We start from the raw sequence: 23,149 nt of genomic DNA on the forward strand, positions 1-23,149 counted from the left end.
GCTACGCGGTGCGGGTGCGGGCGACCAGGAGGGCCACGTCGTCCTCGTTGGGGCCGTCCCCGGTCATGAGCCGTACGACGGTGGAGCAGAAGTCGTCGAGCGGCAGCGCGGCACGGGACCGGCCGGCGTGGGACAGCGCGCTGCCCAGGCGGCCGATGCCCGACTCGATGTCGGACTCGCGGGTCTCGATGAGGCCGTCGGTGTAGAGGGCGATGACGCTGCCCTCGGCGAGGTCGAGGGTGAGGGCGCGGTACGCGCCGAGGCCGAGGCCGATCGGCGTGCCCTCGGGCGGGCGGGGGAAGCTCACGACGCCGCCCGGCTCGACGATCGCCGGCGGCGGATGGCCCGCCGCGGCCACGGTGCACCGCCGGGAGGCCGCGTCGTAGACGGCGTACACGCAGGTGGCGCCGGTGATGTCGTAGGACGTGCCGTCCTCGGCCGCCTGCCGGACGACCAGCTCGTCGAGCCGGGCGAGCACCCGGTCGGGCGGCAGGTCCAGGTAGGCGAGGGTGCGGACGGCGGTGCGGAGCCGCCCCATCGTCGCCGCGGCGTTGATGCCGTGCCCGGTCACGTCCCCGACGACGAGGGCGACCCGGCCGCCGTCCAGCGGGATCGCGTCGAACCAGTCGCCGCCGACGCCGGCGTGCATGTCGGACGGCACGTAGCGGGAGGCGAGCTCGACGGCCTCGCCGCCCGCCAGGCTGCGCGGCAGCAGGTTGCGCTGGAGGGCGAGGGCGGCGGCGTGCTCGCGGGTGTACTGGCGCGCGTTGTCCAGGCTGAGCGCGGCGCGGGCGCCGATCTCCTCGGCGAGGACGAGGTCGTCCCTGGTGAACGGTGTCCGGTTGTCGGTGCGGACGAACACGGTGACCCCGAGGATGTCGCCGCGGGCCTTCAGCGGGACGATGATCAGCGTGTGCATCCCGGTGGCGCGGATGATCCTCGCCCGGTCCGGGTCCTGGCCGAGCCAGCCGCCGGGCGAGGTGTCGAGCTCGGGCTCGAAATGGGAGCGCCCCGAGGCCAGGACCTCCATGAAGGGCGACGCCGGCGGCACGAACACCGGCTCCCCGATCGGCCACAGCGACTCGGGGACGCCGTCGTGGATCGAGGCCACGCCCGCGCGGCGGAACACCGGGACGCTCACCTCCGTCGACGTCAGCCGCTCCAGGGGCTCGGCGTCCGGGAGGACGGACTCGGCGAGGTCGACGGTGACGTAGTCGGCGAGGACCGGTACGGCGAGGTCGGCCATCTCCTGCGCGGTCTGCCGGACGTCGAGCGCGGTGCCGATGCGGGTGCTGGCCTCGCGGAGCAGGGCGAGGCGGCGGCGGGCGCGGCTGTGGCTGATGTCCAGCGCCATCGAGCATACGCCGAGCGGCCGGCCGTCCACCCCGTCGAGGCGGAAGTGCGAGATCGAGAGGGTGATGTCGGCGCCGCCGTCCGGCGACGTCCGGTGGACCTCCTGGTCGAACAGCGGGTCGCCGTCGGCGAGCACCTTGCGGAGCGCCTCCTGCGCCGGCCCGGTGTCGACGCCCGGCGGCGGGTCGGTGAGCACGCTCCCCACCCGGTAGTGGGGGAAGGCGGGCAGCAGGCGCTCGGTCGCGGCGTTCACCCACACGCACCGCAGGTCGGTGTCCCAGATGAGCATGGCGATGGGCGTGCGGCTCATCAGCGGTTCGAGCACCGAGCGCGCCGGCTCGGGCGCGCCGTCCACCGCCGTCATGGCCACCGACCAGGAGTGCGGCGTTTCCGGGCCGTGCAGCCGCGCGACGTCGGCGCGCACGAGGACCATGCCGCCGTCGCGCCGCCGGGCCTCCAGCAGGCCCGACCAGTGGTCCCGGCCGCCGAACCTGCCGTCCCAGTCCGACGCGCCGCCGCACGTGAACGGGCGGGCGCCGCCGCCGGGGTCGGCGCCGGCGTAGCCGAGCAGCTCCTGCGCCGCCCGCGTCCAGCCGGTCACGGCGCCGTCCCGGCCGACCGTGACGACCGCCGGCGGCCGTTCCGCCGGTGCGTCCTGAATGCCGTCGGATGCGGCCATCGCGCGGCCTCCGTCCCTACCCCCGATGAACCCCGTTCCCAGGGTTATGCACGGCGGGCCCCGCTGTATTCCCGGCCGGGGCGCTCACCCGGAGGTCTGCCGCGCGTGCGGCCGGACGTGGTGCCGGCCGATGGGCAGCATCAGCGGCCGTCCGGAGACCGGGTCCTGGATGATGCGGCTGTCGAGGTCGAAGACCGCCCGGACGACCTCCTCGGTGAGGACGTCGGCGGGCGCGCCGGACGCGTGCAGCCGCCCGCCGGCGAGGGCGATGAGGTGGTCGGCGTAGCGGGCGGCGAGGTTGAGGTCGTGCAGCACCATCACGATGGTGGTGCCCCGGGTGCGGTTCAGGTCGGTGAGCAGGTCGAGGACGTCGACCTGGTGGCTGGCGTCGAGGAAGGTGGTGGGCTCGTCCAGCAGGAGCAGGTCGGTGTCCTGGGCGAGCGCCATGGCGATCCAGACCCGCTGGCGCTGCCCGCCGGACAGCTCGTCGACGCTGCGGTCGGCGAGGCCGGTGGTCCGGGTCGCCTCCAGGGCGGCGGCCACGGCGGCGTCGTCCCCGGCGTTCCACCGGGAGAAGATCCCCTGGTGGGGGTGGCGGCCGCGGCAGACGAGGTCGAGCACGGTGATGCCCTCGGGCGCGACCGGCGACTGCGGCAGCAGCCCGAGCGTGCGGGCCAGCTCCTTGGCGGGCATGCGATGCACCTCCCTGCCGTCCAGGACGACGCGCCCGGCGCGGGGCGCGAGCAGCCGGGACAGGGAGCGCAGCAGCGTCGACTTCCCGCAGGCGTTGGCGCCGACGATGGCCGTGACCTCGCCGGCCGGGACGGCCAGGTCGAGGGACTCGATGACGGCGCGGTCGCCGTACCCGAGCGTGAGGCGCTCGGCGGCGAGGGAGTGGGACGTGGTCACAGCGAGCCTCCGGACCGGTGGGTGCGGACGATCAGGTAGACGAGGTAGGGCGCGCCGAGGACGCCGGTGACGACGCCGACCGGGTAGCGGGTGTCGAACGCGAACTGGCCGGTGAAGTCGGCGACGAGGACGAGCAGCGCGCCGACGAGCCCGGCCGGGACGAGCAGCGAGCCGCCGGTGCCGAGCAGCCGTGCCGCGATGGGGCCGGACAGGAACGCCACGAACGCGATCGGCCCGGCCGCCGCGGTGGCGAACGCGATCAGCCCGGCGGCGGCGACGATCACGGCGATGCGGGTGCGCTCGACCCGGACGCCGAGCGCGGACGCCGTGTCGTCCCCGAGCTGCATCGCCGACAGGTCCCGCGCGAGGAACAGCAGCGCGGGCCCGAGGACGGCCAGCGCGGCGAGGGCGGGCAGCACCTGCGCCCAGGTGGCGCCGTTGAGGCTGCCGGCCAGCCAGCGCGTGGCCTCCTGGAGGTCCCACTCGGCGGCCCGGGACAGCACGTAGGAGGTGATGCTGTCGCCGATCGCGGCGACCCCGATGCCGATCAGGATGAGGCGCGTGCCGGCGACGCCGTCCCGGAACGCCAGCACGTACATCAGCACGGCGACGCCGATCGCGGCGGCGATCGCGAAGACCGACACCTGCGTCCCGCCGAGGGAGAACACGACGATCGCGACGGACGCGGCGGCGCCCGCGCCCGCGCTGATGCCGATGATGTCGGGGCTGGCGAGCGGGTTGCGCAGCATCGTCTGGAAGGTCACGCCGGCCAGCCCGAAGGAGAATCCGGCGACGACGGCGAGGACGGCCCGCGGCAGCCGCAGCCGTCCGACCGTGAAGGACGCGCCCGGGACCTGCTCGCCGAGCACGACGCGGACCACGTCGCCGGGCGGGTAGAAGGTGTGCCCGGCCATGAGCGTCACGGCGAACGCGGCGGCGGCGAGCAGCGCCAGCGTCAGCATGACGAGGCGGCGCCGGGCGGCGCGACGCCGCCTTCCACGGGCGACGAGCACCGCGGCCGGGCGCGTGGCGGTCGGGGCGCCGGGCGGGGCGGGTGTCACAGCTCACGCACCTTCTGCCGGCGGACGATCTGGATGAAGAACGGCGCCCCGATCAGCGCCGTCACGATGCCGACCTCGATGTCGGAGGGGCGTGCCACCACGCGGCCGACGACGTCGGCGGCAGTGAGCAGCGCCGCGCCGGTGAGGGCGGACAGCGGCAGCAGCCAGCGGTGGTCGACGCCGGCGAGCAGCCGGCACGCGTGCGGGACGATGAGCCCGACGAACGCGATCGGCCCGGCGACGGCCGTGGCGGAGCCGCAGAGCACGACGGCGCCGAGGGCGGCGGTCCCGCGGATGAGGGCGACGCGCTCGCCGAGCCCGGCCGCGATCTCGTCGCCGAGGGCGAGCGAGTTCAGGGACCGCGCGCACAGCAGGCAGATGGCGCATCCGGCGGCGAGGAACGGCAGCACCTGCCCGATGCGCTCGTAGGACGCGCCGCCGACCCCGCCGATCTGCCAGAGCCGGAAGCCGCCGGCGATGTCGTTGCGCGGCAGGACGACGGCGCTGACCAGGGACGCGAAGGCCGCCGAGGTGGCGGCCCCGGCGAGCGCGAGCTTGAACGGGGTGGCCCCGCCGCGGCCGAGCGACCCGACGGTGTAGACGAACACGGCCGAGGCGGCGGCGCCCGCCATCGCGACCCAGATGTACCCGGTCGGGGACGTGAGCCCGAAGAACGCGACGGCGGTGACGACCGACAGCGACGCCCCCATGTTGACGCCGAGGATCCCGGGGTCGGCGAGCGGGTTGCGGGTGACGCCCTGCATGACGCAGCCGGACAGGCCGAGCGCGGCGCCGATCGCCACCGCGAGCAGCGTGCGCGGGATCCGCTTGGCGACCGCGGCCTCTTCGAGGGTGCCGTCGGCGCCGCCGAGCGCGGCCCACACGTCCGACCAGGCGACGTCGCGCGACCCGAACGCGACGGAGACCACCATGAGCGCGGCCAGCACCAGCACGGTGGCCAGCAGCCACAGCAGGCGGGCGCGCGCCGGACGCCGCACGAGGGCGGCGTCCGGCGCGCGGTCGGCGGCGACCGCCGTCACTTGACCTTGCCGGCGGCGTCGGCGAGCGCCTTCACGTAGTCCTCCAGGACCCACGAGATCGCCAGCGGGGTCGGGTTCGCGGCCGTGCCGAGCGGCTTGGTCTCGGGCAGCAGGTAGACCGAGCCGCGCTCGACGGCGGGGATCTTCGACAGCAGCGGGTCGCCGCTGATCTTCTTCAGCAGCTTGTCGTCGCCGTAGCCCACGATGATGTCGACGTCGTCGAACACGTCGATCTGCTCGGCGCTGCGGGTCAGGACGAACTTGTCGGTGCCCTTGGACGCCTCGGCGATGCTGCCCGGGATGGTCAGCCCGAGGTCGGTGAAGAACTGGGTGCGGGTGTCGTGCGTCGTGTAGAAGCCGATCTGGCTCACGTCGTTGGGGTCGACGTGCGTCAGGAACATGACCGACTTGCCCTTGAGCGCCGGGTGCTTCGCCACGGCCGCCGTGACGTCGCCCTCGATGTCCTTGATGAGCTTCTCGCCCTCGTCGGCGAGACCGATGGCCTTGCTGTTGATGCGGATGATCTCGCGCCACGGGGTGGCCCAGGGGGCGTCGGGGTAGGCGACGACCGGGGCGATCTGGCTGAGGGTGTCGTAGTCCTGCTTGGTCAGGCCCGAGTAGCCGGCGAGGATGACGTCCGGCTTGGTGTCGGCGACGGCCTCGAAGTCGATGCCGTCGTTCTCGTCGAACAGGACGGGCGTCTCGGCATTGAGCTCCTTCAGCCGCTTCTCGACCCAGGGCAGGACGCCGTCGCCGTTGTCGTCGCCGAAGTTCGCGGCGGCCATGCCGACCGGGACGACGCCGAGGGCCAGCGGCACCTCGTGGTTGGCCCAGTTGACCGTGGCCACCCGCTTCGGCTTCGCCTTGATGGTGGCGGTGCCGAGCGCGTGCTCGATCGTCACCGGGAACGCGGCCGACGAGCCGCCGCCCGCCTTCGCCTCCTGCGTCTCGGACGAGTCGCCGCATGCCATGAGACCGCCGAGCAGGACGGCCAGTACGGCGATGACCCGGAGGCCATGGGGACGTTTCACTTCGTACTCCACTGTCAGAAATCCGCTGGTGCCGGGCCTCGCACGACCGGATCGCGGCTCTGCGTCCGTGGAGCGGTGCACCGTACTGCCGAGGCGAGCCTTGCTTAGGTAAGGCTTGCCTTGGTTGGACTGTAAGAGGAAGCGCCGCCGCGTCGCAATCGAGCGTTTGGGACGTCCGTTATCGAGATCGGGACATTCGGGCTAAATTCCCCGCACTCGGAACGCGCCGGGCGTCAGTCCCGTCGCCCGCCGGAACGCCACGCCGAACGCGCTGGCCGACCGGTAGCCGACCTCCTCGGCGACGGCGTCGATCTCCCACCCGCGTCCGAGCAGCGCGACGGCGTGCTGGGCGCGGACCGCCGCGACCCACCGCGCGAAGCTGGTGCCCGTCTCGGCGTGGAAGGCGCGGGTGATCGTGCGGGCGCTCACGCCGAGCGCGGACGCCCAGTCCGCGAGCGTCCGCCGGTCGCCCGGGTCGGCGCGGACCGCGTCCGCGATCGGGCGCAGCAGCGCGGAGGCGGGCATGTGCACGAGCAGTTCGCGCGGGGACGGGGCGAGCACGTCGAGCACCATGGCCTCGGTCACCGTCCGCGAGCCGGCCGGCAGCCCCGGGTCGGCGAGCCGCTCCAGCAGCAGCCGGAGCAGCGGGGTGATCTCCACGGCGACCGGCGTCGCGGAGATCGAGGTCGTCGCGCCGAAGCCGAAGAACCCGGCGCGGCACCGGGTGCCGGCGGTCGCCGAGCCGGAGTGCAGGGTGCCGGCGGGCATCCACAGGCCGAGCGCGGGCGTGACCGTCCAGACCCGCGACCCGACGACGGCGGTCGACGCGCCGCGCTCGTTCCAGAGCAGCTCGTGGAAGGGGTGCGAGTGCTCGTTCCAGGTGGTGTCGCGGGCGAAGTCCTCGCGCCAACTCGTGATCGCGAACGGCATCTCGGCCGGGCCCGCCGCGAGCGCGGGCAGTGTGCGGGTCTCCCTGTCCATGGCGCGTCCGGGCCTCGTTCCCTCTCTTCGGTAAGGCTTACCTTATAGTTCGGGCCATGCCCCCTAGTGAGCCGCGCACCGGCGAAACGCGCACGTCAGAGATGCACACGTCCGAGATGCGCGCGTCCGGGATACGCACATCCGAAATACGGGCCGTGCGGACCGAGGCCGAGCTGCGCGAGATCGTCCAGGAGCCGTCCCAGGTCATCTGGGACAAGGACATCGGCCGGATCGACGCGCACGCGCGCACGCTCATCGCGCACTCGCCGTTCGTGCTGGTCGCGACCTCGACCCCGGACGGGAGCTGCGACGTCTCCCCCAAGGGCGACCCGGCCGGGTCGGTGCTCGTGCTGGACGACCACCGGCTGGCGATCGCCGACCGGCCCGGCAACCACCGGGTCGACGGCTTCCGCAACGTCCTGCGCAACCCGCACGTCGGCCTGCTGTTCCTCGTACCGGGGATGAACGAGACGCTGCGGGTGAACGGGCGTGCCACGCTCGTCTCGGACGCGCCGTTCTTCGACGACCTGGCCGTCCAGGGCAAGCGGCCGCGGCTGGCCCTGCTCGTCGAGGTCGAGGAGCTGTACCTGCACTGCGCGAAGGCCCTGCTGCGCTCGTCGCTGTGGCGGCCCGAGACCTGGCCGGACCGGGGCGCCCTGCCCACGGCGGGCCGGGTCTTCAAGGACCACATCGGCATCAAGCAGTTCTCCGCCGAGCAGATCGACGAGGACCTCGACCGGGACGCCGAGACCAACCGCTACTGAGCGGGCGCCGCCGGGACCCGGTCAGACCTCGAGTTCGCGGCCGAGCCGGTGCAGCCGCAGGGCCAGCTGCACTTCGAGCGTGTGGTCCGGGCTGCTCCAGTCGACGCCGAGGAGGCGCTTCACGCGGTCGAGGCGCTGGGTGACGGTGTTCGGGTGGATGTGCAGCCGCTTCGCGCTCGCGACGAGGCTCTGCCCGGTCGCGAAGTAGGTCTCCAGGGTCTCCATCAGCATGGTCGAGCGCTGCTCGTCGTGCCGGATGACCGGGCCCAGCGTCCGCAGCACGTACCGGGTCGCGGACGCGCCGTCGCCGAGGAGCAGCCCGGCGTACCCGAGGTCGTCGGCCGTGGCGGAGGCGCCCTCGCGTTCGAGCCGGAGCAGCGCCTGCGCGCACGCCAGCGCCTCGGCGTAGGCGGCGGGCAGGTCGGCCGGGTCGTCCACGGGACCGGCCGCGCCGACGGTGACCGGCGACCGCAGCCGCACGGTCATCGACCGCGACACCTGCCGGCCCGTCAGCGACGGGTCGTCGGACGGGATGACCAGGACCGCGCGGCCGTCCCGCACGGTGCTCAGTCCGTCGCGGGCGGCGGCAAGGTCGGACGCCACGGAGGCGAGGCCCCGCCGCTTCTCCGGCCGGATGTGCGCGACGACCACGGCATGCCGCTTCTGCGGCTGGTACCCGATCCGCAGCGCGCGCTCGGCGAGCGAGGAGTACGTGCGGGCGTCGGGGGTGAGGAGGTCGTCCAGCAGCTCGCCGCGCACCCTCGCCTCCGCGGCGGCGAGGTTGCGGCCGAACAGCTGGAGCAGGGAGGCGACGACGGCGGCCCGTTCGAGCAGGCGCCGGTCCAGGTCGCCGACCCCGGCGGACGCGGCCGGCGGCGCCCAGACCAGGGTGCCGAGGTTCTCGCTGCCGGCGACGAGGTCGGTCGCCCAGTACGTCGCGCCGGGCCCGCGGCCGGGCTCGGCGTCCGCCGCGGCGCCGCTCGCCGCGGCGGACATGCCCTTCAGGACGTCCCCGGGCGCCCCGGGCGTCCACGCGACGGCGGTCTGGAACTCGTCGAAGATGGCGAGCACGCCGCCGAGCTGGTCGCCGGTCGCGGTCACGACCTCCTGCACGCCGCCGCCGCGGAGCACGATGTCCATGCTCTGGTCGTGCGCCGCGACGGCCCGCTCCTCCTCGACCGTGTGCCGCCGCAGCGCCTCGTTCGCCTGCCGCAGCGTCGCGAGCGCCTGGTCCTGGCGGTGCCGCAGCCGCGCCTGGTCCAGGGCGGACGCGGCGAGGGCGGCGAACGAGCCGAGCAGGGCGATGGCGTCGTGCGAGAACGGCCCCGGCGTGCGGTTCGAGGCGAACAGCACCCCGAGGACCTTTCCGCCGCGCAGCGGCACGCCGACGATCGACACCTGCCGCTCCGCGCGGACCGAGGCGTCCACGGCGGGGTCGTGCGCGAGCCGCTCGTCGCTGAAGTAGTCGGGCGTCGAGAACGGCGTGCCGGTGGCGGCGACCCGGCCGCCGATGCCGACGCCGAACGGGATCCGGACGTCCTTCCAGGCCGAGGACGTCGCGCCGACCATCACGCTCATCCGGGTCGCGCGGTCCTCGTCGTCGTTCAGGCTCAGGTAGGCCATGTCGCAGCCGAGCAGCCGCTGCGCCTGGCTCACGATCAGGGTCAGGATCGCCTCGGGGTCGCCGCGGTCCTCCGCCAGCTCCTTCGCGCACTCGACCAGCGCCCGCTGCTGCTCCTGCCGGGTGCGCTGCTTTTCCAGGGTGTCGCGCAAGCGGAGGGCGAGCGTGTGCTCGGCCTGCAGCTCCTCCAGCTCGGCGGGCGAGGCGGCCTTCGCCGCCATGCCGCGCAGGACGTCGTCGTAGTGCGGCAGCGGTGCCCCGTCGACCAGGAGCCGGAGATAGCCGTGCCCGTTTCCACCGTTCACGCCGTTCACACCACCGTCGGCCCTTCTCCGTCGTGAGCCCTCTATAGTGAGTAAGCGCATAGTCATCGCTGCGGGCGCACGTGTCAAGGCGCCGATAGCATGCCCCCCGGACTCGAAGGAGGCGAGGATCGCCGATGGCCAGACGGCAGGCCCGGTTCACCGCCCAGGACCTGGCGGACGATCCCCGGCTGCACGACCACTCCCCCGACCTCTGGCGGGAGGACCTCGGCGCGGTGCAGCGCGGCCTGCTGACCTCGGCGGTGCGGTGCTTCGCCGCGAACGGCTTCCACGCCACGACCACCCGTGACATCGCCGAGGGCGTGGGGCTGAGCCCGGCGGCCCTCTACGTCCACTTCCCGTCGAAGGAACTGGTCCTCTACGAGATCATCCGGGTCGGCCACGAGCGGGTCCTGGAGCACCTCCGGATGCCGTCGATCACGACGGTGGACGGTGCGGCGGACCGGCTGCGCGCCATCGTCTCGGCGTACACCGCCTGGCACGCCCGCCACCACGTGGCCGCGCGCGTCTGCCAGCTGGAGCTCAGCGGCCTCTCGGCCGAGCACTACGACGAGATCGTCGAGGTGCGCCGCCGGACCAACGCGTTCTTCCGCGAAGCGGTCGCGCGGGGCGTCGCCGAAGGGTCGTTCGCGCAGGTCGACGTCAACCGGGTCACGCGGGCGATGCTGTCGCTGAGCATCGACCTCGTCCGCTGGTACCGGCTCGACGGCCCCGACTCCCCGGAGCGGCTCGGCGAGTTCTACGCCGACCTCGCGCTGAAGCTGGTCGCTCCGTCTCCGGCCCTGTCTCCGTCCCCGGCCGGCGAGTAGCCCCCGGGCTCACCGTGACCGAACCGGCGAGAACCCCGGCCGACGCCCTGACTATGCGCTTAGTTAGAGCTACGATGTCCGGATCGGAGACCATGCCCGCCGCGGTGCTGGAGGTTCCATGCACGGTCTGATGCAGGACCGGCCTCTCGACGTCTCGATGCTCATGCGCCGCGTCGAGCGGCTGTTCGCCCACAAGCGGGTCGTCACCGCGACGGCGGACGGCGAGGTCGCCGCGACCTGGCGGGAGGTCGCCGCGCGTGCGCGCCGGCTCGCCGCCGCGCTCGACCTGCTCGGCGTCCCGCGCCACGCCCGCGTGGGGACGTTCGGCTGGAACTCCCAACGCCATGTCGAGCTGTACCTGGCGGTGCCGAGCGGCGGCCGCGTGCTGCACACCCTCAACCACCGGCTGTTCGCGGACGAGCTGGCCTACATCCTCACCGACGCCGAGGACGACGTCCTGTTCGTCGACCGCTCCCTCATCGCGGCGGTGTGGCCGCTGATGGAACGGGCCCCGGCCGTGCGCCACGTCGTGGTCATGGACGACGGCGGCGGGGACGAACCGCCCGACGACCCCCGGGTCATCGACTACGAGGCGCTGCTCGCGCGGGCCCCGTCCCCCGCGTCCCCCGTCCCGGTGGACGAGAACGACGCCGCGAGCCTCTGCTACACGTCCGGCACGACCGGCCGTCCCAAGGGCGTGCTGTACAGCCACCGGTCGATCGTCCTGCACGCGCTGATGCTCCTCGGCGCGGACAACTTCGCCATCAGCGAGCGCGACGTCGTGATGCCGATCGTGCCGATGTTCCACGTGAACGCGTGGGGGCTGCCCTACGCCGCGATGCTCGCCGGCGCCGACCTCGTCCTGCCCGGTCCGGCGATGAGCCCGGCGGCGCTCGCCCGTCAGATGGCGCGGCACCGGGTGACGTTCACGGCCGGGGTCCCGGCGATCTGGCGCTCGGTCCTGCCGCTGCTCGCCGATGTCGACGTCTCGTCGCTGCGCATGGTCCTGTCGGGCGGCAGCCCCGTGCCGGACGCGCTGGCGCGGGCGTGGCAGGAGGCCGCCGGCGTGCCGCTCACCAGTTCGTGGGGCATGACCGAGACCAGCCCGGTGGTGGCCGTGTCCCGGCTCGGGACCGTGCACGACGGGCTCGGCCCCGACGCCCGGCGCGCGATCCTCGCCGGTCCCGGCCCGTCCCTCCCGCTCACCGAACTGCGGCTCGTCGACGACGACGGGAACACCGTCGAGCACGACGGCACGACCCCCGGCGAGCTGCAGGTGGCCGGGCCCACCATCGCGTCCCGCTACTTCGGCGCCGACCCCGGCGGGGCGGGGTTCACCGAGGACGGCTGGCTGCGCACCGGCGACGTCGCGACCATCGACCGGTACGGGCACGTCCGCATCGTCGACCGCACCAAGGACCTCGTGAAGTCCGGCGGCGAGTGGATCTCCTCCGGCGTCCTGGAGAACGAGATCATGGCCCATCCGGGGGTGCTGGAGGCGGCGGTCATCGGCGTGCCGGACGACCGGTGGGGCGAGCGCCCGCTCGCCTGCGTCGTCCTCGCCCCCGGCGGCGCCCTCGACGAGGCGGGCCTGCGGGCGCACCTGACCGGGCGCGTCGCCTCCTGGTGGATCCCCGAGCGGCTCTGGATCCTGCCCGAGATCCCGAAGACGGCGACCGGCAAGTTCTCCAAGGTCGCCCTCCGGGAGCGGTTCGCCGCGCACATCGATGGCGGCATCCCGCTCTGAGCGATTACGGTCGACCATCCACCACTCCTGGGAGGGCATCATGGCGGCGACGGCGAGCACGGTGATCAGCGGCTTCCGCTTCCTGGAGGCGCCGCGCTGGCGCGACGGGCGCGTCTGGGTCTCCGACTTCTACACCCACGAGGTGGTCTCGGCGCGGGAGGACGGGTCCGGTCTCCGCGTCGAGGCCGAGGTCCCCGGGCAGCCGTCCGGGCTCGGCTGGCTGCCGGACGGCCGGCTGCTCGTCGTCTCCATGCGCGACCGGAAGATCCTGCGCCGGGAGCAGGACGGCACGCTCGCCGTCCACGCCGACCTGGGCGATCACGCGACCGGCCACCTCAACGACATGGTGGTCGACGCCGAGGGGCGGGCCTACGTGGGCAACTTCGGGTTCGACCTGATGGCCGGCGCGCCGCTGGAGCCGGCCGCCCTGCACCGGGCCGACCCGGACGGGACGGTCACCGAGGTGGCGTCCGACCTGTGGTTCCCGAACGGGAGCGCGATCACCGCCGACGGCGTCCTGCTGGTGAACGAGACGTTCGGCGACCGCGTCAGCGCGTTCGACGTGACCGGCGACGGTCGGCTCGTGAACCGGCGGGTGTGGGCGGAGTTCGGCCCGCTGCCGGCGGAGCGGTCCGTCGAGCGGATCCTGGCCGGGGTGTCGGTCGCCGCCGACGGCGGCTGCCTGGACGCCGAGGGCGGCTGGTGGCTCGCCGACGCCCTCAACGGCCGGGTGGTCCGGGTCGTCGAGGGCGGCGGCATCACCGACGAGGTCGCTCTCGGGACCGGCGTCTACGCCTGCGGGCTCGGCGGCTCCGACGGCCGGACGCTCTTCGCCTGCACCGCGCCCGACTTCGACGAGACGGCCCGCAAGTCCGCCCGGGAGGGCGCGCTGGTCGCCGTCCCGGTCACCGTCCCCGCGGCCTGACCTGCGCCGGGCCGGGCGGCCCGCCGCCGGGCGGCGAGCAGGTGGCGGGCCGTCCCCCAGATGCCCCGGCGGAACAGCAGCACGATCACGATGAAGATCGAACCGGTGACGATGCCGGTCTCCTGGAACCCGGCGGTCGCCAGGTAGTCTTGGAGCTGGACGACCAGGGCCGCGCCGATGGCCCCGCCCCACAGCGTGCCGATGCCGCCGAGGATCACCATCATCACGGCCTGCCCGGAGGTCGTCCAGTAGACGCCTTCGAGCGAGGCGAAGCCGTGGCCGATGGCGAACACGCCGCCGGCCAGCCCGGACAGCCCCGCCGACAGGACGAAGGCGAGGAGCTTGTACCGGTCGACGGGGTAGCCGAGCGCGCGGGCGCGGGCCGGGTTGTCGCGGATCGACACGAGCACCCGGCCGAACGGCGAGCGGACGATCCGCCAGGCGGCGAACAGCCCGGCCAGCACGAACGGCAGGCCCGCGTAGTAGAAGGAGAACGGCTCGGACAGGTCGAGGCCGAACAGCTCGCGCGGGATGCCCTGCAGGCCGTTCTCGCCGCCCGTCGCGTCCCGCCACTGGTTGGCGATGAAGTACACCATCTGCGCGAAGGCCAGCGTGACCATCGCGAAGTAGATGCCGGTCAGCCGGACCGACAGGTAGCCGATCGGCAGCGCGAGCAGCGCCGCGAACGCCGCGCCGCCGAGGATCGCGACCGGGAACGGCAGGCCGCTGTGCAGCGCGATCAGCCCGGTGCAGTACGCCGACCCGCCCCAGAAGGCGGCGTGCCCGAACGACAGCAGCCCGGTGAAGCCGAGCAGCAGGTCGACGGCGGCGGCGAACAGCGCCCAGCAGGCGATGTCCATCGCGACCGGCGGATAGACCATCCAGGGCAGGGCGAGGGCGGCGGCGAGCCCGATCGCGAGGAGCAGCGGCCCGCTCCGCCCGGAGCGGGCCAGCCTGGACAGGATCACCGGAACGCCTCCTCGCGTCCGAACAGGCCGGCGGGTCGCCACAGCAGGACGGCGGCCATGAGGATGAACACCAGGGTCTGGGAGAGCGACGGGATGTACAGGTTGCCCAGTGCCGACACCACGCCCACGGCGAAGCCCGCGGCGACCGAGCCGAACACCGACCCGAGCCCGCCGATCACCACGACCGCGAAGACGGTGATGATGAGGTCGGAGCCCATCAGCGGGTTGACGGCCCGCATCGGCGCGGCCAGCACCCCGGCGAGCGCGGCCAGCGCGATGCCGAAGCCGAACACGGGGGTCACCCACCGGCCGACGTCGATGCCGAGCGCCCGGGTCAGCTCCGGGCGCTCGGTCGCCGCCCGGACGATCATGCCGACCCGTGTGCGGGTGAGGACCAGCCACACCGCGGCGCACACCACGGCCGAGACCGCCAGCACGAACACCTGGTAGGCGGGATAGGTGAACAGGCCGAGGTCGAACGTCCGGTCCAGCTGGGAGGGCCGGGGGTACGGCTGGGAGTTCACCCCGTACTGCCGCTTCACCAGGTCCTGCAGGATGAGCGCCAGGCCGAAGGTGAACAGGAAGTTGTAGAGCGGGTCCAGCGGCGCGAGCCGCCGGACGAACAGCCGCTCCAGGACGATCCCGGCGATGCCGAGCAGCGGCGGCACCAGCACCAGCGCCAGCCAGAAGTTCAGGCCGAACGAGTCGAGCGCGATGAACGCTCCGAACGCGCCGAGCATGTAGAAGGCGCCGTGCGCGAGGTTGACCACGCCGAGCATCCCGAAGATGACGGACAGGCCGAGGGCGAGCAGGGCGTAGAACGCCCCGCCCACCAGCCCGTTGAACGCCTGCTGGAGCACGCCCGCCGCCTACAGGTTGCAAGCCGGGTCGGGCTGCGGCTGGAACGCCTCCGCCGCCGGGATGGTCTTCAGGACCTTGACGTAGTCCCAGTCCTCCTTGACCTCGCTCGCGGGCTTCACCTGCCCGAGGTACGCGTCGTGCAGCAGCAGGTGGTCCTTCGCTCGGATGGTGGCGTTACGGGCGAAGACGTCGTTGAACGTGTGGCCTTCCAGCTGCTTCACCACGTCGTCGGACTTGTCCGTGCCGCCGCGCTGCACCGCTTCCAGGTATTGCAGGGCCGCCGAGTAGTTGCCGGCCATGTTGGCCGTGGGCCGCTGACCGGCCTTCGCCTGGAACTTGTCGGACCAGGCGCGGGCCGTGGGGTCGAGGTTCCAGTACCACATGTCGGTGTAGCGGGTCCCGGCCAGGGCGTCCGCGCCGAGCGAGTGGATGTCGGTGATGACCAGCAGCCCGACCGCCAGGCCCACGCCCTTGTCCTTGAGCTTGTACTCGTTGTACTGCTTCACCAGGTTGATCAGGTCGCCGCCGGCGTGCATCGTGCCGATGACCTGCGGCTTGGGGTCGAGGTCGGGCGCCTTGAGCAGGAACGTGGAGAAGTTGTCGTTGGGGAACGGCGTCGGGTCGGTCTTGACGACGGTGCCGCCGGCCTCCTTGATCGCCGCGCTGAAGGTCTTCTGCATGTCCTGCCCGAACGCGTAGTCCGGGTAGATGATGTACCAGTTCTTGGCGCCGTCCTTGGTCACCTCGGCACCGGTGCCGTGCGCGAGCATGTAGCTGTTGTAGCCGTAGTGGAAGGTGTACTTGTTGCACTGCTTGCCCTCCATCTCCGTGCTCGCGGCGCCGACGTCGATGAACACCTTCTTCTTGTTCTTGGCGATGGTCGCGACGGCGAACGCGGCGGACGAGGTGGGCACGTCCAGGATCACGTCGGCGTGCTTCCGGTCGTAGAGCTCCTGCGCCTTGGAGTTGGCGATCTCCGGCTTGTTCTGGTGGTCGGCGGACAGCACCTCGATGTTCGTGGTGACCGCCTTGTCGCCGTACTTGGCCTTGAAGTCGGCGACCGCCATCTCGACGGCCTCGACCGTCTTGCGGCCGGAGGTGTCGGCGTAGATGCCCGACTGGTCGTTCAGCACCGCCAGGACGATCTTGTCGTTGCTGATCTTCCCTCCGCCGCCGCCCGGCCCGCCCCCGCACGCGGCCAGCAGCAGCCCCGCGGCGACCAGGCCACCGCTCCACCCCATCGTTCTCATTCCGGCGTCTCCTTCGGTCTCCACGGTTCGGTTCCACGGGCTCGGCCCCGTGGCGGTGCGCGGCGGTCAGATGCCGAGGTACTCGAGCAGCTCGTGCTCGCGTTCACGGACCTGGGCGTTGTCCAGCGCGTCGACGATCCGGCCCTCCGCGAGCAGGTAGTGGCGGTCGGCGACGGTCGCCGCGAAGTGCACGTTCTGCTCGATGAGCAGGACGGTCACCCCGGCCGCCTTGACCTCGCGGAGGATCGCGCCGATCTGCTGGACGATCAGCGGCGACAGGCCCTCGGTCGGCTCGTCGCACAGCAGCAGCCGGGCACCGGTCCGCAGCACCCGGGCCAGCGCGAGCATCTGCTGCTCGCCGCCCGACAGCTTCGTCCCGGGAAACCGGCGCCGTTCCTTGAGGCGGGGGAACGTCTCGTACACCTGCTCCAGCGACCACGGCTTCGGCCCCATGCGCGGCGGGAGCGTCAGGTTCTCCTCGACCGAAAGCGTGGCGAAGATGCCACGGTCGTCAGGGACGTAACCGAGGCCGCGCCGCGCGCGCTTGTGGGAGCTCATGGCGGAGATGTCCGCGGCGGACAGCGCGACCGTCCCGGTCGTCCTGCCGTGCGCCGCGTGCAGGCCCATCAGGCAGCGCAGCAGCGTGGTCTTGCCCGCGCCGTTGCGGCCGACGAGCGTGACGATCTCGCCCTCGTCCACCCGCAGGGACACCTCGCGCAGGGCCTGCGCCTCGCCGTACCAGGCGGACAGCCCGTCAACGCTCAGCATGGGAGTCCCCCAGGTAGGCGGTGATGACGCGCGGGTCGTGGCGGATCTCGGCGTAGGGGCCCTCGGCCAGCACCTTGCCGTGCTGCAGGACGGTCACCCGGTCGGCGAGGCTGGCGACGACGTTCATGTTGTGCTCGACCAGGACGACGGTGCGGCCGGCGCGGATCCTGCGGATCAGCTCGATGGTGCGCTCCACGTCCTCGACGCCCATGCCGGCGGTCGGCTCGTCCAGCAGCAGGACCCCGGGGTCGAGGGCCAGCGCGAGCGCCAGTTCCAGCGCGCGCTTGCTCCCGTACGACAGCGAACCCGCGGGGACGTCGCCGCGGCCGGACAGCCCGACCTCGTCGAGCAGTTCCCCGGCGCGGCCGGCGAAGCGGCTCAGGGTCCGGTCCGAGCGCCAGAACCGCCAGCCGAGGCCGGTGCCGCTCGCCAGCGCCAGCTCCAGGTGCCGCAGCGGGGTCAGCTCGGCGAACAGGCTGGTGATCTGGAACGAGCGCGCCACGCCGAGCCGCGTGATCGCCTCGGGGCTGCGCCCGGCCAGCTCGCGGCCGCCCTCCAGCAGCACGCTGCCCGCGGTCGGCTTCAGGAAGCCGGTGAGCAGGTTGAACAGCGTGGTCTTGCCGGCGCCGTTCGGGCCCACCAGCGCGTGGACGGACCCCTTCCCGACGTCGAGGTCGACGCCGTCCACGGCCCGGAAGCCGCGGAACTCCCGCACGAGCCCCCGTGCTCGAAGAACCGGTGCTTCCAGAGCCGGCGCCTCCGGGGCGGGTGCGCCCATGGGCCCTCCTCCTGCGTCCATCCGGTGACCCGCGCCACACCGGGCCGCCGTGGTCGTGAACGCTAGGCGGCGCCCGCACCGGCGAACCAGGTGACCCGGCACATATTCGGGCCGCCGGCTATGAGGCGGCGCACACCGCAGGGGGCCGGCACCACTGGACGCGCGCGAAGAGTGTGCCCGGCGACGTGGCACCGCCCGGAACGCCTCGCGCAGCATGGCCTCTCGCGCGGGGCGGACCGACGAGCCCCGTCCCCACCCCCGGAGGCCGCACATGCCCTTTCTCCGCAGATCCTCCGTCCTCTCGATACTGCTGGGGTCGCTGCTGGCGGCCCCCCTCGTCGCGGTGACCGGCGCGTCCGCGCAGGCGGACGGCCGCTGCGCCCGCATGGACACGGTCCGCGTCCCCGGAGCGGAACGCCAGGTCGCCGCCTGCCTGGACGACCTGACCACCGCCGGCACGGTCGCGTCCGGCCACACCGTCCAGGCCCAGTGGGCGGGGCTGAACGCCGCCGCCACCCGGAACCCGAGCGGGGTGCCGGGCATCCAGATCGACGGCTACTTCCACGACACGTCGACGTTCAACACCACCCACGGCTGGAACCACGACTCCCAGTTCGTGATCCGGCTCCCGGAGAACTGGAACGGCGGCCTGGTGGTGTCCGGGGCACCGGGGACGCGCCTGCAGTACGCCAACGACTTCACCATCTCCGACTGGGTGCTGGCGAAGGGGTACGCGTTCGCCTCGACCGACAAGGGCAACAGCGGCAACACGTTCTACAAGGACGGCACGCGCCCCGGCGACGCCATCGCCGAGTGGTACCGCCGGATGACCCAGCTCACCGTCGCCGCCAAGGTCACGGTCGCCCGCCACTACCGCAAGCCGCTGCGCAGGACGTACGCGGCCGGCATCTCCAACGGCGGCCAGCTCGTGCGCTGGGCCCTGGAGAACCACCCCGAGCTGTACGACGGCGGCATCGACGCCGAAGGCACGTACTGGCCGCAAGACGACGCGAACAACGCGCTCGTCTACCTGCCCGTCGCGCTGCGGAACTACCCCGAGTACGCGGCGACCGGCGACCCGAAGGCGCACGCCGCGATGCTCAAGGCGGGCTTCGCTCCCGGCTCGGAGTTCCTCTGGGACTTCAACTACACCGTCCTGTGGGACAACACGCAGCGCATCTACCGTGAGGAGGTCGACCCGACCTACGACGGCGATCTGGAGGCGGGCATCCCGTACTGCGAGAGCGGGACGCCCAACTGCGACACCGATTACAACTTCTACGCGCGCCCGAAGAGCGTCCACCGGACGGTGAAGCGGCTGGGCATGACGGGTCGCATCGGCAAGCCGATGATCACCGTGCAGGGGACGCTGGACACCCTCCTGCCGATCAAGGTGCACGGCGACGCCTACGACCGGAAGATCCGGGAGCAGGGCAGGGGGAGCATGCACCGCTACTACCGGATCGAGGGCGCGTCCCACCTCGACCTCGAATACGACATGTTCCCCGACCGGATGCGGCCGCTGCTGCCCTGCATGCGGACGGCGTTCGACGACCTCGAACGCTGGACCGCCCCGCGCGGCGGCCAGGCGCCCCCGCCCAGCGCCACCGTCCCGCGCCAGACCGCCGGCGACGTGGTCAACACCTGCTCCATCGGCTGACCGGAGCGCCGCGCCCGGCCCCTGAGCCCCCCTGGCGGGCCGCCACCCACTCACCGGCTTCCCGGTGGCCCGTCAGGGGACCCGGTCCCGCCGGTCCCGTCCGGCCAGTTCCTCCGCCTTCGCCCGGATGAGCCGCTGGACGATGACCGCGGACCGCGAAGGCCGCCCCTCCCGCCGCTGCGTCAGGCACAGGTGGACGGAGGGCGCGTCCCGCAGCGGCAGCCAGACCAGGTCGGTGATGTCGGCCGAGGTCTCGAACCGGGCGAGCACGCCGAGCCCGGCGCCCTGCGCCACCATCACCTTCACCGTGCGCGCCGACATGGCCTGGACGACGACGTCCGGTTCGGGGACGTACCGGTGCAGCGCCTCCCACAGGACCGTGCCCGCCCGCATGGTGACGATGGGCCACGTCTCGAGATCGCGCCAGTGGACGCCGTCGCGTCCCGCCAGCGGATGGTCGGTGCGCACGCAGATCCCGAGCGGGGCCGACACGAGCGGGGTCCGGCGCAGCTCGGGCGCGGCCGGGCGCTCCGGCATCGTGACGACCCCGAAGTCGAGCGCGCCGTCGAGCACGGCGTCCTCGATGGCGGACGAGGCGCCCTCGCGGACGGTGAACCGCAGCCCCGGATGCCGCTCGCGCAGCCGTCCCACGACCGGCGCAATGATCGTCTCCGCGGTCACCGAGACCCCGCCGATCTGGACCCGCCCCCGGTAGGCGCCGCTCGACTCCATCGCCGACTCGCGCACCGCGTCCTCCGCCGCGACCAGCCGCTGCAGCGGCTCGATCAGCGCCTGGCCTGCCGGCGTCGGCCGCACGCCGTGCCTGCTGCGGGTGAGCCCGACGACGTCGAGCTCCTCCTCCAGCAGTGCGATCTGCTGCCCGATCGTCGGCTGGCTGACGCCGCACCGCCCGGCCGCCGCGCGCAGCGACCCGGTCTCGACGGCGGCCAGGAAGTACCGCGCCCGCTCCACACGCACCGGCCAACCATAAAGGAAAAACCTTTCACCGGTGAACGCCACCCGCGTCTTCCCTGGCAGGCCATGGACGGTGCATCGTTCCGTAGGCCGGTTCCCCCGGCCCGACCGACCATCGCCTGTGAAAGGAATCCCCGGTGCCCGACGGTCCGCTGAGCGGAGTGCGCGTCCTGGACGTCTCGACGATCTTGGCCGGTCCCCTGGCGTCCTCGCTGCTCGGCGAGTTCGGCGCCGAGGTCATCAAGATCGAGCATCCGGCCGAGGGCGACCCGGCGCGCCGCTACCCGCCGCTGGACGGCGGCGAGTCGGTCACCTGGACGATGCTGGCCCGCGCCAAGCGCAGCGCCACGGTCGACCTGCACCACCCGGAGGCGGCCGGACTGGTCGGCCGGCTGGCCGCCGCCGCCGACATCGTCGTGACGAACTTCCGCCCGGCGACGCTGCGCCGCTTCCGCATCGACTTCGACGACCTGCGGGCCTACCGGCCGGACCTGGTGATGGTCCACGTGAGCGCGTTCGGACGCACCGGCCCCTACGCCGACCGCCCCGGCTTCGCCCGCGTCGCGGAGGCGTTCGCGGGCCTGACCTACCGCACCGGCGACCCGGAGCGGCCGCCCGTCTTCGCCGGCTACCCGGTGGCCGACGGCGTCACCGGCATCTACGCCGCGTTCGCGGCCATGCTCGCGCTGCGCCAGCGGGACCGCACCGGCGAGGCCCAGCTCGCCGACATCCCCCTCTACGAACCGCTGCTGCGGATGATGGAGGACTTCGTCGTCGAGTACGGCGCGACCGGCGAGAGCCGCGAACGCCAGGGCAACCAGAACCCCCACATCAGCCCGAACAGCCTCTACCGCACCCGCGACGGCCGCTGGCTGGCGCTGCCCGCCTCCACCGAGCAGATGTGGCGCCGCCTGGTCGCGGTCATGGACGCCGCGGACCTCGCCGTCCACGACACCATGACGGCCCGGCTGGAGCACCGCGAGGAGATCGAGGCCCGCGTCGCCGCCTTCGTCGCGTCCCACGACCTCGAACCGCTGATGGCGCTGCTGCTCGACGCCGGCGTGGCGGCCGGGCCAGTGAACTCGGCCGCCGACATCTGCGCCGACCCGCACATCCGGGCCCGCGGATCGGTGGTGGAGGTGGTGGACGAGGGGACCGGCCGCCGGCGGCTGATGCAGGCCCCCGCCGGCCGCTTCTCCGGCTTCGACGCCGTGATCGGCGGCGCCGCCCCGGCCCTCGGCGAGCACACCGCCGACGTACTGCGCGACCTCGCCGGGCTCACCGACCCCGAGATCAAGGAGCTACGCCACCGAGGAGTGGTCTAATGGCAGCCCTTTCCATCATCATCCTGGTCGCCCTGTTCGCGGCGACCCTGATCCCCGCGTTCGACCTCGGGCTCGGCGCCCTCGCCGCCGCGTTCCTCCTCGCCCTCGCCGCCGGCGTGGCCACCGACGACGTGACGGGCTTCTTCCCCGCCGACTTCTTCGTGCTGATCGTCGGCGTGACGGCCCTGTTCGCCGTCGCGCACCTCAACGGCACCCTCGACTGGCTGCTCGACCTGCTGCTGCGGCTCGTCCGCGGCCGGCTGGTGCTGATCGTGCTCGTCCCGTTCGTGATCGGCGCCGTGCTCACCGCCGTCGGCACCCTGCCCGCCGCCGCGACCGCCATCGTCTCCCCGATCGCGCTGGGCTTCGCCGCCCGGTACCGCATCTCGCCGCTGATCGCCGCCGTCCTCGGCATCACCGGGATCATCGGCGGCCTGCTCTCCCCCCTCGCCGTCTACGGCGTCACCGCCCGCGAGATGAGCGAGAAGCAGGGCATCGCCCTGCCCGGCTCGGCCCCGGTGACCTTCCTCCTGGGCGGCCTGGCCACCGGCCTGGTCATATGCGCGGCCCTGCTGACCGTCGGCACCCGCACCGGCGCCATCCCACCCGGCCGAATCACCGGCGCCCCGGACGGCCCCGCCCCGGAGCCCCCGGGAGCCGCCTCCGTCGCGACGTCCACCGGCGGCACGGCGACGCTCGTCTCCACGGCACCGGCGGGAACGCACGAACGACTCCGGGCGCGCGTCCTCACGATCACCGCCCTGCTCGCGGTCGTCGTCCTCTCCGTCGGCTTCGACATGAACGTGGGCTACCTCGGCCTCACCGCCGCGCTGATCCTGCAACTGGTGCTCCGGCTGCCGTCCGGCGACATCATCTCCCGGATCCCGTGGAACGTCGTCCTGCTGATCGGCGGCCTGCTGACCTACGTGGGCCTGATGCAGCACCTGGGCGCCTTCAAGAAGATCAGCGACCTGCTCAGCATCGAAGGCTCACCCCTGCTCAGCCTCCTGGTGCTCTGCTACATCGCCGGCGTGACGTCCTTCGCCGCCAGCTCCATCGCGGTCTTCGTGACCACAATGCCGCTGCTGCCCCCACTGGTCGCCGACGGCGTCTCCCCAGTCGGCGGCGTACTGGCCCTGGCCCTGGCCTCCGTCCTGGTGGACATCAACCCGCTGGGCATCACCGGCGGCCTGATCCTGGGCGCCGCCGAGCCCTCAGCCCGCCCCCGCCTGTTCCGCCAACTCCTCACCTACGGCCTGGTCTCAATCCCCGTAGCCCCCTTCCTGACCTGGCTCGCCTTCGGCTGGTGGTGAGGCCGCCG

General features: G+C 73.0%; 19 protein-coding genes and 1 pseudogene. 7 read left to right on the plus strand and 13 right to left on the minus strand.

Annotated elements, in window-relative coordinates:
- Position 1 precedes the first annotated feature (1 nt).
- From ABFX46_RS23935 to ABFX46_RS23960, 6 genes are all read right to left on the minus strand, one after another.
- The gene (locus ABFX46_RS23935; protein ID WP_346045335.1) at positions 2-2,032 is read right to left on the minus strand and encodes a SpoIIE family protein phosphatase; all 2,031 of its coding nucleotides are present in this window, start codon (positions 2,030-2,032) and stop codon (positions 2-4) included.
- An 84-nt stretch (positions 2,033-2,116) separates the two neighbouring features.
- A complete protein-coding gene (locus ABFX46_RS23940; RefSeq protein WP_346045337.1) occupies positions 2,117-2,941 on the minus strand; it encodes an ABC transporter ATP-binding protein in 825 nt (274 codons plus the stop codon).
- Positions 2,938-4,002, minus strand: a complete 1,065-nt coding sequence (locus ABFX46_RS23945) for a FecCD family ABC transporter permease (RefSeq protein ID WP_346045339.1) — start codon at positions 4,000-4,002, stop codon at positions 2,938-2,940. Before ABFX46_RS23945 ends, ABFX46_RS23940 begins: the two co-directional genes overlap by 4 nt.
- The gene (locus tag ABFX46_RS23950; RefSeq protein ID WP_346045341.1) at positions 3,999-5,042 is read right to left on the minus strand and encodes a FecCD family ABC transporter permease; all 1,044 of its coding nucleotides are present in this window, start codon (positions 5,040-5,042) and stop codon (positions 3,999-4,001) included. Before ABFX46_RS23950 ends, ABFX46_RS23945 begins: the two co-directional genes overlap by 4 nt.
- Positions 5,039-6,073: an iron-siderophore ABC transporter substrate-binding protein gene (locus ABFX46_RS23955; RefSeq protein WP_346045343.1), complete on the minus strand. Its 1,035-nt coding sequence runs from the start codon at positions 6,071-6,073 to the stop codon at positions 5,039-5,041. The genes ABFX46_RS23950 and ABFX46_RS23955 overlap by 4 nt, the downstream gene beginning before the upstream one ends.
- Before the next feature lie 201 nt (positions 6,074-6,274).
- Entirely contained in the window at positions 6,275-7,054 is a 780-nt protein-coding gene (locus ABFX46_RS23960) for a helix-turn-helix transcriptional regulator (protein WP_346045345.1), read from the minus strand.
- A 56-nt stretch (positions 7,055-7,110) separates the two neighbouring features.
- Between ABFX46_RS23960 and ABFX46_RS23965 the strand changes: the two genes are divergently transcribed.
- Complete coding sequence (locus tag ABFX46_RS23965) at positions 7,111-7,818, plus strand: pyridoxamine 5'-phosphate oxidase family protein (protein ID WP_346045347.1); 708 nt, start codon at positions 7,111-7,113, stop codon at positions 7,816-7,818.
- Positions 7,819-7,839: 21 nt separating this feature from the next.
- On the opposite strand, the gene ABFX46_RS23970 is transcribed toward ABFX46_RS23965, so the two are convergent.
- Entirely contained in the window at positions 7,840-9,744 is a 1,905-nt protein-coding gene (locus tag ABFX46_RS23970; RefSeq protein WP_346045348.1) for a helix-turn-helix domain-containing protein, read from the minus strand.
- Between the two features lie 134 nt (positions 9,745-9,878).
- On the opposite strand from ABFX46_RS23970, the gene ABFX46_RS23975 reads away from it, so the two are divergent.
- From ABFX46_RS23975 to ABFX46_RS23985, 3 genes are all read left to right on the plus strand, one after another.
- Entirely contained in the window at positions 9,879-10,571 is a 693-nt protein-coding gene (locus ABFX46_RS23975) for a TetR/AcrR family transcriptional regulator (protein WP_346045350.1), read from the plus strand.
- Between the two features lie 118 nt (positions 10,572-10,689).
- Entirely contained in the window at positions 10,690-12,318 is a 1,629-nt protein-coding gene (locus tag ABFX46_RS23980; RefSeq protein ID WP_346045352.1) for a long-chain fatty acid--CoA ligase, read from the plus strand.
- Positions 12,319-12,358: 40 nt separating this feature from the next.
- Positions 12,359-13,243, plus strand: a complete 885-nt coding sequence (locus tag ABFX46_RS23985) for an SMP-30/gluconolactonase/LRE family protein (protein ID WP_346045353.1) — start codon at positions 12,359-12,361, stop codon at positions 13,241-13,243.
- A 95-nt stretch (positions 13,244-13,338) separates the two neighbouring features.
- Here the strand turns inward: ABFX46_RS23985 and ABFX46_RS23990 are convergent.
- The 5 genes and pseudogenes from ABFX46_RS23990 to ABFX46_RS24010 all read right to left on the minus strand — a co-directional run.
- A pseudogene (locus tag ABFX46_RS23990) lies at positions 13,339-14,124 on the minus strand (branched-chain amino acid ABC transporter permease); the annotation flags it as partial.
- A gap of 83 nt (positions 14,125-14,207) precedes the next feature.
- Positions 14,208-15,071 carry a branched-chain amino acid ABC transporter permease gene (locus ABFX46_RS23995; protein WP_346045354.1) on the minus strand — a complete coding sequence of 288 codons (864 nt, stop codon included), beginning with the start codon at positions 15,069-15,071 and terminating at the stop codon, positions 14,208-14,210.
- 9 nt (positions 15,072-15,080) lie between these two features.
- Positions 15,081-16,322 (minus strand): ABC transporter substrate-binding protein, encoded by a 1,242-nt coding sequence (locus ABFX46_RS24000; RefSeq protein WP_346045355.1) that lies wholly within the window; start codon positions 16,320-16,322, stop codon positions 15,081-15,083.
- 66 nt (positions 16,323-16,388) lie between these two features.
- The gene (locus ABFX46_RS24005; RefSeq protein ID WP_346045356.1) at positions 16,389-17,090 is read right to left on the minus strand and encodes an ABC transporter ATP-binding protein; all 702 of its coding nucleotides are present in this window, start codon (positions 17,088-17,090) and stop codon (positions 16,389-16,391) included.
- Positions 17,077-17,868 carry an ABC transporter ATP-binding protein gene (locus ABFX46_RS24010; protein WP_346045357.1) on the minus strand — a complete coding sequence of 264 codons (792 nt, stop codon included), beginning with the start codon at positions 17,866-17,868 and terminating at the stop codon, positions 17,077-17,079. The genes ABFX46_RS24005 and ABFX46_RS24010 overlap by 14 nt, the downstream gene beginning before the upstream one ends.
- Positions 17,869-18,139: 271 nt before the next feature.
- Between ABFX46_RS24010 and ABFX46_RS24015 the strand changes: the two genes are divergently transcribed.
- On the plus strand, positions 18,140-19,528 hold the full coding sequence (locus ABFX46_RS24015) for a tannase/feruloyl esterase family alpha/beta hydrolase (RefSeq protein ID WP_346045358.1): 1,389 nt from the start codon (positions 18,140-18,142) through the stop codon (positions 19,526-19,528).
- Between the two features lie 72 nt (positions 19,529-19,600).
- Here ABFX46_RS24015 and ABFX46_RS24020 read toward each other — a convergent pair whose 3' ends face one another.
- A complete protein-coding gene (locus ABFX46_RS24020) occupies positions 19,601-20,506 on the minus strand; it encodes a LysR family transcriptional regulator (RefSeq protein ID WP_346045359.1) in 906 nt (301 codons plus the stop codon).
- Positions 20,507-20,640: 134 nt separating this feature from the next.
- On the opposite strand from ABFX46_RS24020, the gene ABFX46_RS24025 reads away from it, so the two are divergent.
- Both ABFX46_RS24025 and ABFX46_RS24030 read left to right on the plus strand, forming a co-directional pair.
- Positions 20,641-21,828 (plus strand): CaiB/BaiF CoA transferase family protein, encoded by a 1,188-nt coding sequence (locus tag ABFX46_RS24025; RefSeq protein WP_346045361.1) that lies wholly within the window; start codon positions 20,641-20,643, stop codon positions 21,826-21,828.
- Entirely contained in the window at positions 21,828-23,141 is a 1,314-nt protein-coding gene (locus tag ABFX46_RS24030) for an SLC13 family permease (RefSeq protein ID WP_346045363.1), read from the plus strand. The genes ABFX46_RS24025 and ABFX46_RS24030 overlap by 1 nt, the downstream gene beginning before the upstream one ends.
- The last annotated feature ends 8 nt before the right edge of the window (positions 23,142-23,149 follow it).

This window comes from Actinomadura chokoriensis (genome assembly GCF_039529475.1).
GTDB lineage: Bacteria > Actinomycetota > Actinomycetes > Streptosporangiales > Streptosporangiaceae > Spirillospora > Spirillospora bangladeshensis.

What these genes read in the sequence shown, in the direction of transcription:
- ABFX46_RS23935 (WP_346045335.1), bottom strand. Translation starts at nt 2,032, where the DNA reads ATGGCCGCATCCGACGGCATTCAGGACGCACCGGCGGAACGGCCGCCG.
- ABFX46_RS23960 (WP_346045345.1), bottom strand. Translation starts at nt 7,054, where the DNA reads ATGGACAGGGAGACCCGCACACTGCCCGCGCTCGCGGCGGGCCCGGCC.
- ABFX46_RS23965 (WP_346045347.1), top strand. Translation starts at nt 7,111, where the DNA reads ATGCCCCCTAGTGAGCCGCGCACCGGCGAAACGCGCACGTCAGAGATG.
- ABFX46_RS23975 (WP_346045350.1), top strand. Translation starts at nt 9,879, where the DNA reads ATGGCCAGACGGCAGGCCCGGTTCACCGCCCAGGACCTGGCGGACGAT.
- ABFX46_RS23980 (WP_346045352.1), top strand. Translation starts at nt 10,690, where the DNA reads ATGCACGGTCTGATGCAGGACCGGCCTCTCGACGTCTCGATGCTCATG.
- ABFX46_RS23985 (WP_346045353.1), top strand. Translation starts at nt 12,359, where the DNA reads ATGGCGGCGACGGCGAGCACGGTGATCAGCGGCTTCCGCTTCCTGGAG.
- ABFX46_RS24000 (WP_346045355.1), bottom strand. Translation starts at nt 16,322, where the DNA reads ATGAGAACGATGGGGTGGAGCGGTGGCCTGGTCGCCGCGGGGCTGCTG.
- ABFX46_RS24005 (WP_346045356.1), bottom strand. Translation starts at nt 17,090, where the DNA reads ATGCTGAGCGTTGACGGGCTGTCCGCCTGGTACGGCGAGGCGCAGGCC.
- ABFX46_RS24010 (WP_346045357.1), bottom strand. Translation starts at nt 17,868, where the DNA reads ATGGGCGCACCCGCCCCGGAGGCGCCGGCTCTGGAAGCACCGGTTCTT.
- ABFX46_RS24015 (WP_346045358.1), top strand. Translation starts at nt 18,140, where the DNA reads ATGCCCTTTCTCCGCAGATCCTCCGTCCTCTCGATACTGCTGGGGTCG.
- ABFX46_RS24030 (WP_346045363.1), top strand. Translation starts at nt 21,828, where the DNA reads ATGGCAGCCCTTTCCATCATCATCCTGGTCGCCCTGTTCGCGGCGACC.